Origin of the sequence: Clostridium ragsdalei P11, from assembly GCF_001675165.1 — a bacterium.
Lineage (GTDB): Bacteria > Bacillota > Clostridia > Clostridiales > Clostridiaceae > Clostridium_B > Clostridium_B ragsdalei.
Window position 1 is genome coordinate 66,687 of sequence record NZ_LROS01000033.1, and the last position, 15,032, is coordinate 81,718.

General features: G+C 30.1%; 13 protein-coding genes. 12 read left to right on the top strand and 1 reads right to left on the bottom strand.

Going from position 1 to position 15,032, the window contains the following annotated elements; genetic code table 11:
* Genes CLRAG_RS13660 through CLRAG_RS13670 form a run of 3 tightly spaced genes read left to right on the top strand, consistent with a single transcriptional unit; the run spans window position 1 to window position 2,046 of the window.
* Window positions 1-198, top strand: coding sequence for a hypothetical protein (locus CLRAG_RS13660; RefSeq protein ID WP_065078938.1), 198 nt, complete (start codon window positions 1-3; stop codon window positions 196-198).
* Between the two features lie 37 nt (window positions 199-235).
* Window positions 236-1,003 carry a spore coat protein gene (locus CLRAG_RS13665; RefSeq protein WP_065078939.1) on the top strand — a complete coding sequence of 256 codons (768 nt, stop codon included), beginning with the start codon at window positions 236-238 and terminating at the stop codon, window positions 1,001-1,003.
* Window positions 1,004-1,023: 20 nt separating this feature from the next.
* Window positions 1,024-2,046, top strand: a complete 1,023-nt coding sequence (locus tag CLRAG_RS13670; RefSeq protein ID WP_065078940.1) for a CotS family spore coat protein — start codon at window positions 1,024-1,026, stop codon at window positions 2,044-2,046.
* A 109-nt stretch (window positions 2,047-2,155) separates the two neighbouring features.
* Here CLRAG_RS13670 and CLRAG_RS13675 read toward each other — a convergent pair whose 3' ends face one another.
* Window positions 2,156-3,280: a glycosyltransferase family 4 protein gene (locus CLRAG_RS13675; RefSeq protein WP_065078941.1), complete on the bottom strand. Its 1,125-nt coding sequence runs from the start codon at window positions 3,278-3,280 to the stop codon at window positions 2,156-2,158.
* A gap of 113 nt (window positions 3,281-3,393) precedes the next feature.
* Here CLRAG_RS13675 and CLRAG_RS13680 point away from each other — a divergent pair, with 113 nt between their 5' ends.
* The 9 genes from CLRAG_RS13680 to CLRAG_RS13720 all read left to right on the top strand — a co-directional run bounded on the left by CLRAG_RS13680 (window position 3,394) and on the right by CLRAG_RS13720 (window position 14,972).
* Window positions 3,394-4,395, top strand: coding sequence for a CotS family spore coat protein (locus tag CLRAG_RS13680; RefSeq protein ID WP_065078942.1), 1,002 nt, complete (start codon window positions 3,394-3,396; stop codon window positions 4,393-4,395).
* 132 nt (window positions 4,396-4,527) lie between these two features.
* Window positions 4,528-5,397: a sporulation peptidase YabG gene (yabG, locus tag CLRAG_RS13685; RefSeq protein WP_065078943.1), complete on the top strand. Its 870-nt coding sequence runs from the start codon at window positions 4,528-4,530 to the stop codon at window positions 5,395-5,397.
* Between the two features lie 208 nt (window positions 5,398-5,605).
* On the top strand, window positions 5,606-5,842 hold the full coding sequence (locus CLRAG_RS13690) for a Veg family protein (protein ID WP_029170030.1): 237 nt from the start codon (window positions 5,606-5,608) through the stop codon (window positions 5,840-5,842).
* Window positions 5,843-6,246: 404 nt separating this feature from the next.
* A complete protein-coding gene (locus CLRAG_RS13695) occupies window positions 6,247-7,800 on the top strand; it encodes a DUF3794 and LysM peptidoglycan-binding domain-containing protein (protein WP_065078944.1) in 1,554 nt (517 codons plus the stop codon).
* 387 nt (window positions 7,801-8,187) lie between these two features.
* On the top strand, window positions 8,188-8,994 hold the full coding sequence (locus CLRAG_RS13700) for a cyanophycinase (protein WP_065078945.1): 807 nt from the start codon (window positions 8,188-8,190) through the stop codon (window positions 8,992-8,994).
* Window positions 8,995-9,436: 442 nt separating this feature from the next.
* Entirely contained in the window at window positions 9,437-12,061 is a 2,625-nt protein-coding gene (gene cphA / locus CLRAG_RS13705) for a cyanophycin synthetase (RefSeq protein WP_065078946.1), read from the top strand.
* A gap of 105 nt (window positions 12,062-12,166) precedes the next feature.
* Window positions 12,167-13,009 carry a 4-(cytidine 5'-diphospho)-2-C-methyl-D-erythritol kinase gene (ispE, locus tag CLRAG_RS13710; RefSeq protein ID WP_065078947.1) on the top strand — a complete coding sequence of 281 codons (843 nt, stop codon included), beginning with the start codon at window positions 12,167-12,169 and terminating at the stop codon, window positions 13,007-13,009.
* Between the two features lie 297 nt (window positions 13,010-13,306).
* Window positions 13,307-13,501, top strand: coding sequence for a CLC_0170 family protein (locus CLRAG_RS21320; protein WP_065078948.1), 195 nt, complete (start codon window positions 13,307-13,309; stop codon window positions 13,499-13,501).
* 13 nt (window positions 13,502-13,514) lie between these two features.
* Window positions 13,515-14,972, top strand: a complete 1,458-nt coding sequence (locus CLRAG_RS13720) for a spore germination protein (protein ID WP_065078949.1) — start codon at window positions 13,515-13,517, stop codon at window positions 14,970-14,972.
* Window positions 14,973-15,032 lie beyond the last annotated feature (60 nt).

A 15,032-nucleotide genomic window follows, 5' to 3' on the forward strand; every position in this document is an offset into this window, starting at 1 on the left:
ATGTCACATAAGAAATCTCATAATAAAAATATAGATGAATTTGAAAATAAGGATTTAGGATATTATGAAAGTAAAGTGGATAGTTTAAAGAAGACTGTAAAGCAGCTAGAAAAAATGAATAAAAGAAAAAAGGAAGTTATGAAACTAGAAAAAAAGAGGAAAAAGATGTTAAAGGAAATGAAAAAAATGCATAGATAGGGCAATCTCACAGGTAAAACAAAGAGGTGGTTTAAAAGTGTACTTTGAGGATGTTGAATCATGCTTTGTTAATTATTTAGAATCAAAAAAAATATTTAAAGTAAAAGAATTTGATAATACAATAAAGTACAAGAATATATCTCTGGATAACATAAAAGAACAGATGTTTATAATTAGTGAATTTCATAGAAGAACTTTAAAATATAGTGGTATTATGAATAAACGACTATATAACAATATAGGAAAAGAAGTAGAACAGTATAAAGTTTATACGAAGAAATTGAAAAAATATCTAGATAGAATAGAGAAGTTACAAAACAAAACTATATTTCAGGAAAAACTAAATCAAATAGGAAAAAAGTATTTAATAAGAGCAGAAAGCTGTATGAATAATATGGATAAAAATGGTTATACGGATTTAATAATTAGAAGCATGAAAAGGGTGGAAATGTGTCTCAGAAACACATATTTTAACAATCTGAGAAAAAAAGGAAATATAGAAGTTATAGATATAGAAGGATGCTGTTATAACATGGTAGAGATGGATGCAGTATATTTTTTAAATAGGATAAAAAGAAAAGGCATAAGTGAAAATTTTTATGAAATTATAATGGAATTTTGTAAGTACGAACATTTAAAACACAGTAGTGTGCAGTTTATTTTGTCAATGATTTCTTATCCTTATGAGGTTATGAAATGCTGCAGCAAATATATATATGGTACAAAAAATTGGACGGAAAAAGAATATATACTTAAACTAAATAAAGCTATAGATGAAGATGGAGAGAGTCTAATTAAATTTTAGATGGTAAGGGGGAGGCAGAATTGGTAGACAGATATGGTGAAAAAAAATATTTAACCAAGTATGATTTGTGTACAAAGCTTTTTGATAGATTTGATTTAAAAGTATATGATGTTGTACCGGTTAGAAGTGTATATATGATTTCTACAGACAAAGGAGAAAAAGTGTTAAAAAAAGTAGATTATACTTTAGATGAGCTGAAGTTTATATATAATGTTTTAAATTATGTGAGAACAAAATTCCCTAGAATAATAAATTTTGTGAAAAATAAAGCAGGAGAAATATATACTATTTGGGATGGAGATATGTACTGTATAATGGATACAGTAAATGGAACGGAATGTAACTTTAGTAATCCTATAGAACTGAATATTGCAGCAGAAGGCTTAGGCGAATTTCATCTTGCTTCTGAGGGATTTAAGACAGGTATATATAACAAGAGTAATAATGGGAAATTGATTGATGCTTTTAAGAGAAGAATTCAAGAAATGGAATTTTTTAAAAATATAGCGAATATTCATGATAAGAAGACAGAGTTTGACGAAATATTTATTAAAAATTGGAATTACTATATAGAGGAAATAGAAAAAAGCATAATATTACTTCAACAATCTCATTATTATAAATTATGTAGTGAAGAGGATAAAATAGTAGTATGCCATCACGATTTAGCGTACCATAATATATTAATAAATGAAAATCAAGCGTATTTTATAGATTTTGATTATGCTATCATAGATCTTAAAGTTCATGATCTTTGTAACTTTATAAATAAAGTTATTAAAAATTTTGCCTTTGACATAGATAAAACTAATTCTATAATAAACAGTTATTGCAATAAAAATACTTTAAGTCGTAGAGAGCTTGAAGTATTATATGCTATGTTAGATTTCCCTAATGATTTTTACACTATAGCAAGAGACTATTATAGTAAGCGTAAGGAGTGGGAAGAAGAAGTATTTTTAGATAGATTGAAGAGAAAAACTAGATATAAAGAAGATAGAAAAGAATTTTTACAGGAATTTAGAGATAAAATCCTAAATTAGGTGAATAATATATTTAGAAAAAAATAAATAAAGTATGTAAGAAACCGCATATATCCTTAGAATCTATGTATTTCAAAGATATATGCGGTTTCTTACAATTTTAAATTGGTTATTTTCTTAGAATTTTGTTGTATGCATCCAAGGTATTTTGGGTAGTTTTCCCCCAACTTAGTTCAGAGGCTCTTTTCATACCTGAGGATATTAATTTATTTCTAAGATCATTATCTGAAAGTACGGTTAACATGGATTCATATAAATTAGTTTGGTCTGTAGGGTCTACGAGAAGAGCACCATTTTCAACTACTTCAGGAAGGGAAGTTGCATTTGATACTATTACGGGTATACCACAGGCCATAGCCTCTATTGGAGGAAGACCAAATCCTTCGTAAAAAGAAGGATATACAAATAATTCAGCCCCGTTGTATATATATGGAAGATGATCCATAGATATAAAACCTGGGAATATAACTTTGTCTGATATATTTAATTCTTCAGCACGATTTTTATATATGCTGTAGGATATTCCCTTGTTTCCGGCGATAACTAGATTTAAAGGACTTTTATATGAAGACACTAATTTACTGAAGCTTTCTATAAGTCCAAGTATATTTTTCCTTGGGCTAAATCCACCTACGTATAGTATATAATCTCCAGTTATAGAGTAATATCTTTTAGCAACATATTTGCTTATTCTTTTATCCAGGGGTTTATAGATCTCTTCACTGGCTAGAGGGGTAACATATATTTTGTCTTCTGGGAAATCAAAGGCCTTCATGATGTCTTTTTTAGAAAAATTTGAAACCGTAATAATCCCATCACATTGGGGTATTGCTTTAGGTATATAATCTGAAAAAACCTTGAGATATCTATCACTTACGGTTGAAGGCATTCTATAGGGAATTACATCGTGAAGTGTTATGACAAATTTACAATTTTTATGAATGGGAAGTCCAACTCCATTTTGAGGAACATGATACAATTGTATATTAGTATCTTTTATTGTATTCGGTACATTGACTTCTTGCCAAAAGTTGTAATTATTGTCTTGAGGGAGCGTATCTAGTCTAAAGTTTTTTTTAAAATTTATATTGTCTCTAAATCCCTCCGGCATGAAAAGTAAATAATTATTTATATTATCAATATTATTTAAACAATTTAGCAGTTGGTAAGTATAAGTACCTATACCAGTACCTCTATACCATTTTGCGGCACGTCCATCAATGCCTATTTTCATAAAGTTATTCCTCTCTAAATTAGTATATTTCATTATATTAAAATAAAGCTCAAAATGTTAATATTCTTCTAAATTAATTTAGGACCTCATATAAATATATAGGGGTGATTAACATGATGCGAGAATTTGAAATAGAAAGACAATTTGATGTAAAAATTGAAAATATAAAACCAAGCAAAGGAGTATATCTTCTAAAAACAGATAAAGGAATGAAGTGCTTAAAAAAGGTAAACTATGGGACTCAAAAACTTCTGTTTGTTTATGGAGCAAAGGAGCATCTTATAAAAAATGGGTTCCCATATGTAGATAAGTATTGCAATAATGTAGATGGAAATCCATATGCACTTGTAAATGAAGATATATATACTCTTTCCGAATGGATTAGCGGCAGGGAATGTGATTTTAAAAATAGAGATGATGTCATAAATGCCTCTAAGTGCCTGGCAAATTTACATGCAGCTTCCAAAGGATATGAGCCGCCGGAAAACAGCAAATTAAAGACAGATCTTGGTAGGTGGCACCACCTTATGGAAAAAAGGGTTAAAGCTCTTGATAAAATGAGAGATATGGGTAGAAAAAAAAGCAGCAAGGGAGATTTTGACTTAAATTACACTAAAGAAGTTCAGTTTTATAAAGATTTTGGAAGAAAGGCCATAGAGGTATTGAATGATTCTAAATATGATGAGTTATGTAATATTACAGAAAAGGAAGAAGGTTTTTGTCATCACGATTTTACCTATCACAATATAGTAATTGATAATAATAATAGAGTAAATGTAATAGACTTCGACTATTGTAAAAGGGAAGTTAGGGCTTATGATATTTCGTCCTTTATGGGTAAGGTTTTAAAAAGATCCAACTGGGATATAGCTAATGCAGAGCTTATAATTAATTCATATAATGAAGTTAGTCCTATTAAAGAAGAAGAATACAGGGTAATATTTGCTTTTTTGCTATTTCCTCAAAGATTTTGGAGGTTAGCTAATAGATACTACTATAATGAAGTCAATTGGCCTTTAAAGACTTATAATAATAAACTTCAGGAATTAATTTCTGAGCAGGGTAAATATATTGATTTTATTGAGAAATTTAAAAAAATATATAACCAGAAGTAAAATTATCAAAGAAGGTTAGGAGCTATACCTGGAATTTTAAATTAAATCCGGTATAGTCCTTATTTTTTGCACTTAAAAGGCATTGTATTCATAATATATACCATGACTTTTTATATGGGGATGTATGAAAATATGAAAATAGGAGATGTAGTGGTAAGGAAATCTTACGATAGAGATATAACTTTTAAAATAATAGATGTGAAAGAAGAAGCAGAAGGAAAACTATATATTCTAAAGGGAATAAACTTGAGAATAATTGCAGATTCAGCTGAAGATGATTTAGAACCTGTATCTGAAGATTCTCTTACAGAAAGTGAAAAGATATTTAGTAGACAAGTTAATAGATCTATTAAAGATATTTTAGCAAGCAGGGGAGGGTTTAGGCAAGAATACAATATAACAAAATTTTTATCTCATAAATCAGGTAAAGAACTTACTTTTGGAAGACCCGGAAAGATACTTCATATAGATGGAGATTCGGAATATTTAGATGTATGTCTTAAAGTATATAAGCAGCTTTTATTAGATGTAGTTGGGAAAAATATACCGGAGAAAGATCAACCTGGTCAGGTAGTGGAGTTAGCAAAGGAAATTAAGCCTGATATAGTTGTGATTACAGGACATGATGCTATAGTTAAAGGTACTAAGGACTATACAGATTTAAACAACTACAAAAATTCCAAGTATTTTGTAAAAACAGTATCCGAACTCAGAAATTACAAATCTAACTATGATGATTTAGTAATATTTGCAGGGGCATGCCAGTCTTGCTACGAGAAGATTTTAGATTCAGGAGCTAATTTTGCAAGCTCACCTAGTAGAGTACTTATTCATTGTTTGGACCCAGTATTTTTGTGCGAAAAAATAGCGTATACCAATATAGAAAAAGTTGTATCCATTCAAGAGGCATTAGAAAATACTATAACAAGAACTAATGGTATTGGAGGATTACAAACAAGAGGAAAGTATAGAGAAGGATTTCCCAAATCACTCTATGTATAAAAATCATAAAAATAGTAAATATTATTGTATATATGAGTGACTTAAAGAAATAACAATATAAAATGCTATAAATAGAAGTATCCTGGTTCTGTTTACAAAAAATTAATATTGACAAAGCGATTTATTAACTGATATACTAAAAAGTTTAATTGACATAATGGCACATAGGGAGTATAATATAAAATGTTGAAAGAGGGTGTTTGGAATGATGGAAGGATCTAATGTATTAGCTTCTATAAGAAAAAATATTGAAAATCATGTGGGAGATAAGGTAACCCTAAAAGCAAACGGTGGTAGGAGAAAAGTTTTTGTTAATAAGGGAACGATAGAAAAAGCTTATCCTAGTATATTTGTGATTAGATTAGAAAGTGACACCCAAAGGAAAGTGACATATAGCTATTCAGATGTTTTAACTAAGACAGTTCAGTTAGTTTTCCCAGTATAAAACGGCGTAAATTGGTATCAAATAGCCGATTTATTTTTGCAATATTAATCAAATCAAATTACAGGAACCACTACCTTTACTCTTTTCTAAGTGGTAATTAGTAGAATTTTAGTAGAATTAAGGATAGTATATAGAATAATAATTTTAAATGATTATCATTCTATATACTATTTTTAATTCTATAGGGTAAGAAGAAAGATGGCTATTCCATCTTTCAACTATGGTATAAAAGGGTATTGAGAATTTATGAGAGGTTATATGGTTAACAACCAACTTAATATTACGTCAAAATTCTTTAAATGTCAATATTAATAGACAGCATAAAAATCTTTACAATATTAGCATATTTTTTACCTCAAATTTATATAAATAAATAGTAGGTTTTTATGGAGGAGGTAATAAATATGAGCATAGATTTTATTAAAGAAAATATAGAATGTGAACAGTTACTAGCCGAAGATTTTTCGGATACTGTTATAAAAGCAGAATATGTAATACCTGATACAAATCCGGATGTTAAAGAAATTTTAATTCTTAATGCAAAGCCAAGTATAACTAATAAAGAAGTGATGCAGGATAAAGTATTTGTAGAGGGTAAAATAGAATATACTTTGCTTTATTTAGCAGAAGAAAGCGAAAACATGGGCATTTACAGTGTCAATTATACAGGAACATTTTCCAATTATGTGGAGGTACCCGGCACAGAACATATGATGTTATGTGATTCAGATTGTTATGTGGAACATATGAATTGTACTATAGCAAATGAGAGAAAAATAGCTATTGAGGGAATTATAAAATTAAAGGCAGAAGTGTATAAAAAATATGAATTTGAGGTTATAAAAGATGTAACTGGATCTGAGGACATACAGATGTTAAAAAATCCTGCTACTGTAGATAAAATAGTGGGTACAGTTTCAGGAGATTTAGTTGCTAAAACTGAAATTCAGATATCTGTGGACAAACCGCAGGTTGGAAGTGTACTAGAATATAATATAAATATTCATAAAAAAGATATAAAGGTGTTAGAAGATAAAATATCTGTAGAAGCCTATGTGCTTATTAGAATGCTCTATAGGGGAAAGGATACAAGAGATATTGTATGCATAGAGAAAGATGTGTTTGTAAATAAGGAAATTCCAATGCAGGGAGTTAATCCTTCTATGGAAAGCCATACTGATTTTAACATTGATGAAGTAGAACATACTATGCGAGAAGATGATTTAGGGGAAAACAGAATAGTTGAGCTAGAAGTACTTGTGAAATCCAATACTAAGGTTATGTATAAAGAAGATATGGATATAATAGAAGATGCATATTCTCCATCTTCTCTTATGCAAATGGAAAAAGAAGATTATGAATTGAATGTTATGCATGGACAAAATACTGCTCAAAGTATGGTTAAATCCAATATAGAAATAAGTGAAGGAATTAAACCTACAGAAGTAATTATGTGTTATGGAGATGTGTGCATAACTGATAAGAAAATAGTAGAGGATAAGGTTATAGTAGAGGGAGTTTTAAATGCCAAGATACTATATAAAAATTCAGAAAATCAAATAGGAAGGTCTAATGAGGAAATACCTTTTAACTGTAGTGTGGATATACCTGAAAGTAAAATTGATATGCAGTGTATAGCAAAAGTGTCTTTAGAAAGTATAGAGGGAGAAATAGAAGTAGACACTATAGCGATAAAAGCAGTGATAGAGGTTTATGCTCGGGTAAACTATATTACCCATAAGGAATTTTTAGTAAATATAGATACCTTAGAGGGAGAGTTCCCGGATAAAAAATCCAGCCTAACAATATATGTAGTCCAGCAAGGGGACACCCTGTGGAAGATAGCTAAAAAGTATTATACTACAGTGGAAAACTTAGTGAAACTAAACAGCATAGAAGATCCCGATGTTATAAAAGCTGGAGAAAAGCTTATTATACCAGGAAGAGCTGTTATATAACTTAATTAATAGTTAAGAATGAAGAATTAATAGTTAATGTAGATTTTTTTCCGTTACACTACAAAGAATCTTTAATTAAGTTTTTGAAGGCTCGTTTTGCTAAAGCAAAACATTACTAAGCACTGACTTATATAAATTTAAGGATTTTTTGCGACAGCTAAAAATCATCCTTCACTATTAATTTTTCACTATTAATTCTTAACTTGCGAAGCTTTGCTTCGCAATATTTTTATATTAAGTCAAAGTTCCGTATAGGTGAAAGCTAAGTTAAAAATGAATAACTTAATTTATATGCTTCAGCAGTAAAGTGCTGAAGTTTTTGTCTTACGCATAATAATTAAAAATATGGAAAAGATATAAAATATCCACAGGAGAAGGTGTATAAGTTTGAAAGAAAAAGTAGAGGGAAACTTGATAATAATAGGAGGGGCAGAGGACAAAAAAGGTGATAAAAAAATATTAAAAGAAGTTTCTGGAATGCTGGAAAAAAGTAAAGATATACTTGTAATTGCAACTATTGCTTCTGAAATTCCGGAGGAATTAGGATACGAGTATCAGAAAATATTTGAAGAATTAGGTATAAAGAATATAAGAATATTAAATATTAAAGATAGAAAGGATGCATTTAATATAAGCAATATAACTGTAATAGAAGATGCTTCTATGATATTTTTTACCGGAGGTGACCAACTTAGAATAACCAGTTTAATAGGAGGAACACCACTGTATTCTAAAATCCAAGAGCTATATAAAAATGGATGTACTTTTGTGGGAACTTCCGCAGGTGCTTCTGTTATGAGTGATACTATGATAGTAACAGGTCCTGATGAGGAGTCCCCTAAAAAGTGTACTCTAAAAATGGCTCCGGGACTTGGCTTTATAAAAGGGGTTATCATAGACCAACATTTTGCACAGAGAGGCAGGATAGGGAGATTGCTTGTAGGAATAGCAGAGAATCCTCAAAGTTTAGGCATAGGAATTGATGAGGATACAGCTATTATAGTTAAGGAAAATGGAGAATTTACAGTAGTTGGTTCTGGAGCAGTATATATAATAGATGGTTCTAATATAACTTACAGTAATGTTTCAGAACAACATCCAGATGAAGTGTTATCCATGTTTGATGTAAAATTGCATGTTCTTAAATGTGGAGATAATTTTAATTTACTAAATAAATCAGCCTATAATATCTAGTAAATTTTGATTTTTGTCATTCCTAATGAAATAATAAAAACCAATAAAAGGTCAAATAGATATAAAGGGAGGAGTCTGAAGACACCGTTAAATCAGTAAACAAGGCATTTGAAAGAAAATAACAAGTCAAAGATGCGACGAATATTTTTTATCAGACAAGGGGGCAGGTTCCGCAGATAGTGAATCCTATCTAAGGGTTCTACCGACACAGTATGATAAAAAATAGGCTAGCATACTGACTAATTATTTCTTTGAAAATGCCTAACGTAAAGATAAGTGCTGATGATACCGTTATAGTTAAACGGGATTTTAAGCCCTTGGAGTATCGGACCAAACGAAAGTAGCAAATAAGCAAAATCGGATACTATGAATAGGGAAGTAAGCAGAGTCTTTAAACAAATTTAAAAGTCCTATGCTTGCGTAACGGGCAATATATACGAAGATGAGAATAGATAATTTTAGAATTTTTCAGGGAAGAAATATATTTGCTCATAAAAAATGCATAAAAATGTATGTAGATTTAGAAGGATACAGCGAAGTTCCTACTAAAGACATACCTGGGTTTAATTATAAATTGTTAAAGATCATACCTGCACTAAATGAACACAGGTGTGGAATTGATGAAGAGCATGGTTTTAGAAAAAGATTAGAAGAAGGCACTTACTTAGCTCATGTATGCGAACACATTATACTTTCCATTGAAAATAGTTTGGGAGTAGATGCTTGCTATGGAAAAGCTAGAGAAATAAGTGGTGACAAATATTATATAATATATGAGTATTTATACAAAAATACAGGGGTAACAGCGGGAAAGATCGCTGTAAATTTAATAAATTCTCTTATAAAGGGAAAAGAGTATAATTTTAATGAAGCTATAGAAGATCTAAAGAAAATATTAAAACGAGAAGAAATAGGATCAAGTACTTTAGCTGTAATATCGGAAGCTAAAAGGAGAGGAATACCTGTAACTAGAATAGGAGATAACAGTATATTTCAATTGGGGTATGGAAAGTATAGTAAGATTATAGAAGCCACTATATCCTATAATACAAAAGCTGTAGCTGTAGATATATCCTGTGACAAAATATTGACTAAGGAGATACTTAAAAATCAATGTCTTCCTGTAGCAGAAGGTGGAATTGTAAGAAGCCCTTTAGAATTGTTTATAGAAGCTAAAGAGATAGGGTATCCTATAGTTTTAAAACCCTGTTATGGTAATCAAGGAAAAGGTGTATTTATAAATATAAAAAATGAGAAGGAAGCTATAAATGCTTACAATATGTTATCAAAAAAATATGATAACATAATGATAGAGAAAAATATAACGGGAAAAGATTTTAGGATATGTGTGATAAATGGAAAGGTAATAGCTGTTTCAGAAAAAGTACCTCCTTACGTTGTAGGAGATGGAGTAAGTACTGTAGTTGAATTAATAAAAAATATAAATAAAGATTCAGCGCGAGGAGAGGGACATGAGAAACCTTTGACTACAATAAAAATAGATGAAGAATTAAGGTCTTGTGTAAGTAAACACAGCTATAGATTAGATAGTATATTACCTAAAGGTAAAAAGTTGATAATAAGGGAAAATGGTAATTTATCTACAGGAGGAAAAGCAGTAGATTGTACTGATATAATATGTCAAGATAACATAAATATTTGTGAAAGAGCAGCAAAGGCTATAGGACTTGATGTGTGTGGTATAGATATATGCTGTGAAGATATAGGTAGACCTATAAACAAAAATGGAGGTGCTATATTAGAAGTTAATGCAGCACCAGGTATTAGAATGCACCATTATCCTAGCCAAGGTAAGAGCAGAGATGTAGCAAGTGCTATAGTAGATATGATGTTTAATAAATATAAATCCATACCTGTAGTTTCAGTTACAGGAACTAATGGGAAAACTACAACTACAAGACTTATAGCACATATTTTAGGAAAATCCGGATATAATGTTGGAATGACTACTACAGGTGGAATATATGTAAATAATAAGTGCATATGTAAAGGTGATACTACAGGATATTATAGTGCTAAAACTATTTTGGCAAATAGGGATGTAGAGGCAGCAGTATTAGAAACAGCAAGGGGAGGCATAATAAAAAAAGGTCTTGCTTATGACCTAGCAGATGTAGCAGTTATAACTAATATAACGGAAGATCATCTAGGTATAGATGGAATACATACCATGAAGGATTTAGCTTATGTGAAGTCTCTTGTAGGAGAGGCTGTAAAAAAAGGTGGGTATGTAGTTTTAAATGCAGATGACTTAGTAAGTATAAGTATAATTAATAGAATAAAAAGTACTATAATTATGTTTTCGAAAAATAAGGATAATCCAGTTTTGAGAAAGAACATAAATAGTGGAGGATATGGAGTATACATTAGAGATAATATTATGTATGTAGAAAAGACAGAAAAAATAGTACCTATTGCTAAAGTAGAAGATATAAGAATATCATTAGATGGAAAATTAACTTACAATGTAGAAAATGCTATGGCTGCTTGTGCAGCTGCAGTAGGGCTTAATATAGACTGTTCTATTATAAGGAAAGGGTTTAAAACTTTTTATGGAGATTTTTCTTTTAACCCAGGTAGGTTTAATATGTATGATTTAAATGGAGTAAAAGTAGTTTTAGATTATGGACACAATATAGAAGGGTATAAAGCTGTTATAAAAGGTGCTAAAAATTTAAAATATAATAGATTAGTTGGAATAATCGGGGTACCAGGTGACAGAACAGACGAGAGTGTTGAAAAAATAGGATGTATTGCGGGAAAGAACTTTGATTATGTATACATTAAAGAAGATAAAGATAGAAGAGGTAGAGAAATTGGAGCTATAGCAAGGATACTAAAAGTAGGCGTTACAAAGTCAGGCTTTGACATGAACAAGGTGGAAATTATTCTAGATGAAAAAGAGGCATTAGAAAAAGCAATAGACACTGCAAAACAAGGAGATCTCATAATAATATTCTTTGAAGAATTAGATCCTCTAATAAAACTGTTAAATGAGAAGCTAAATAAAGAAAAATCAAATTTAAATTCACTAGCTATGATATAGGAAAAAGCTATACTTTTAAATTTTAAAAGTATAGCTTTAATTTTAAAATAGTATTATACTATCTTAAAATACCTTAATATTATTAAGCTACTTTGGAGGATTGAAATGTTAGTAAAAGCTTATGCTAAAATAAATCTCTCATTAGACGTGGTGGGAAAAAGAGAAGATGGGTATCATCTTTTGAAAATGATAATGCAAAATATAGACTTATATGATGTTTTAAAAGTAGATGAGATTAAAACTGGAATACAGATATGTTCTAATAATAGATATATTCCCAGTGATAAGAGAAATTTAGTTTATAAAGCAGCAAAATTGTTTATTGATAAATATAATATAAAGAATGGAATTAGTATAAACATAGATAAAAATATACCTGTATCAGCTGGACTTGCCGGTGGAAGTGCGGATGCTTCAGCTATACTAAAGGTTATGAGAAATATTTATACTCCTGAAGTAAGTGATAAAGAATTGAGTGAATTAGGTTTAAATATAGGGGCAGATGTTCCTTATTGTATAATAGGAGGTACAGCACTGTGTCAGGGGATAGGAGAGAAAGTTACACCACTCAGGCCGTTTAGAAATCATATACTTATATTGATTAAACCGCCTTTTGGAGTGAGTACAGCAGAGGTATATAAAGATTTAGACATAAGTAAAATAAAAAGACATCCTAATACAGAAATTCTAATAGATGCGGTTAATAAATCAAAATTGGAGATGCTGAGTAAAAACATGAAAAATGTTTTGGAAAATGTAACTTTAAAAAAATATCCCATACTTAGAAAAATAAAAAGTGATTTGATAAATTTTGGAGCAGTGGGTTCACTTATGAGTGGGAGCGGTCCAAGCATTTTTGCTTTTTTTGATGATATGGTAAAAGCACAGAAATGTTATGATAATATGAAAACTAGGTATAGAGAGGTGTTTATTACAAGAACCATTTAAAAATGTAGTTATAGAGTTTCTAAATAAAAATCAACTTATACTCCCTATATTTTTTACAACCACAAGCTCGGTTAAATATTTTGATAAGTCTAAACAAAAAATTTAAAAAAATACTGAGAACTTTTGAAAACTCTATATCTTAGTAAAAAATCCTATTTGGTTAGAAAGTTTATAACCAAATAGGATTTTTTATATAAATTTTAGAGAAATTAATTTTATGAATAAATAAGTTTTATTAGGTGAAAAATAACTTAAAATTACTTCATACAAAGTTGACAAAAGGGAAGAGGGAAAAATGTGAGAATAGTTCACCTGTTTGACAAATATTTTTTTATACTTATGGTAATTGAAGGAATCATTTTGACATTCATTGAATCAAAAAAATTTAAAAGAAATAGGTTAATAAAAACTGCTTTTAAATCTAGGGTAATTGGCGTAATTTTAATAGTTCTCTCAGTTGTATTATACGCCTTTTCTATCTATTCTTTTTAAGGAAGTGATAAAAGTGAAAGAAGAGATAAGAAGCACGGTGTCTTCTAGTGTAGATGAAAATATAAAATATTTAAAAGATCTGTTTAAAGATGATTCAGATGTGGTTTTTAGAGAATTTTATATAGGATCTGTAAAATCTGCAATAGTATACATAGATGGAATGGGAGACAAACTGCTTTTAAATGATCTACTTAGAGGGTTAATGGCTAGATCAAGATATGTAAAATATGTAGATAATATAAAAGATAGAATGATGAGTGTATCTGATATGAAGGATTTAGACGATTTAAAAAAAGGGGTGGATTTGGTTTTATCAGGAGATACTTTGATGTTTCTTGAAGGAATGAAAAGTTTTTATGTAATTTCTACTAGATTATGGCCTGCCAGAGGGGTAACGGAACCTTCAGGAGAAACTGTTTTAAGAGGTTCAAGAGATGGATTTACAGAAACTATAAGATTCAATACAGCACTTGTTAGAAGAAGAGTAAGGGATACCAGATTTAAAATTGTGCCCAAACCACTGGGGGTAAGATCTAAAACCGATGTTGTAATAATGTATATAGACGATATAGTAAATACCAAAGCTCTAAAGGAACTTGAGAAAAGATTAGATAACATTAAAATAGATGCCATTTTAGATAGTGGATATGTAGAACAGCTTATAGAAGACAATAAGTGGTCTCTTTTTCCTCAGGTTCAGAGCACTGAAAAACCAGATGTAGTAGCAGCTGCACTTTATGAAGGCAGAATTGCTGTTTTAGTAGATAATTCTCCTTTTGCAATTATAGTTCCAGCTACAATGCCTAACTTATTTCAGTCACCAGATGATTATTATCAAAGGTGGATATATGGATCCACTATTAGAATAATAAGGTTTATGTCTATTATTCTTTCACTTATATTGCCTGCTCTTTATGTTGCTGTTACTTCTTTTCATACAGGAATAATACCTACTAAACTGGCATATTTTATTGCAGCTTCAAGAGAAGGAGTACCTTTCCCAGCTTTTGTAGAGGCCATAATTATGGAGATAAGTTTGGCACTGCTTTTAGAATCCATATCTAGATTGCCAAAGGCCATAGGGGCAACTACGGGTATAGTAGGAGGTCTTATTATAGGTCAGGCAGCAGTTCAAGCTGGAATAGTAAGCCCAATAATGATAATAATAGTATCAATTACAGCTATAACGAGTTTTACTACACCTAATTATGAGATGACAGCAGCATTTAGGCTTATTAGATTTTTACTCATAATTGCATCTGCAATTGCTGGACTTTATGGAATTATGATTGGACTTATATTAACATTGATACATTTAGCTAAACTTAAAAGTTTTGGAGTACCATATCTGGCTCCAATGGTAAATGAAAACATTAATGACTTTAAGGATATGTACCTGAGATTGCCTTTTAGCTTTTTTAAAAGAAGACCAGGGTATATGAAAACTCAAGACAAAATAAGGCAAAGATAATTTGAAAATTTAAATTTACATATACTGTAAATTATGGACTGCGAACTGTGAATTGGTAAG

Coding starts and splice junctions, on each gene's coding strand:
- CLRAG_RS13660 (WP_065078938.1), top strand. CDS start 1: ATGTCACATAAGAAATCTCATAATAAAAATATAGATGAATTTGAAAAT.
- CLRAG_RS13675 (WP_065078941.1), bottom strand. CDS start 3,280: ATGAAAATAGGCATTGATGGACGTGCCGCAAAATGGTATAGAGGTACT.
- CLRAG_RS13680 (WP_065078942.1), top strand. CDS start 3,394: ATGATGCGAGAATTTGAAATAGAAAGACAATTTGATGTAAAAATTGAA.
- yabG (WP_065078943.1), top strand. CDS start 4,528: ATGAAAATAGGAGATGTAGTGGTAAGGAAATCTTACGATAGAGATATA.
- CLRAG_RS13690 (WP_029170030.1), top strand. CDS start 5,606: ATGGAAGGATCTAATGTATTAGCTTCTATAAGAAAAAATATTGAAAAT.
- CLRAG_RS13695 (WP_065078944.1), top strand. CDS start 6,247: ATGAGCATAGATTTTATTAAAGAAAATATAGAATGTGAACAGTTACTA.
- cphA (WP_065078946.1), top strand. CDS start 9,437: ATGAGAATAGATAATTTTAGAATTTTTCAGGGAAGAAATATATTTGCT.
- ispE (WP_065078947.1), top strand. CDS start 12,167: ATGTTAGTAAAAGCTTATGCTAAAATAAATCTCTCATTAGACGTGGTG.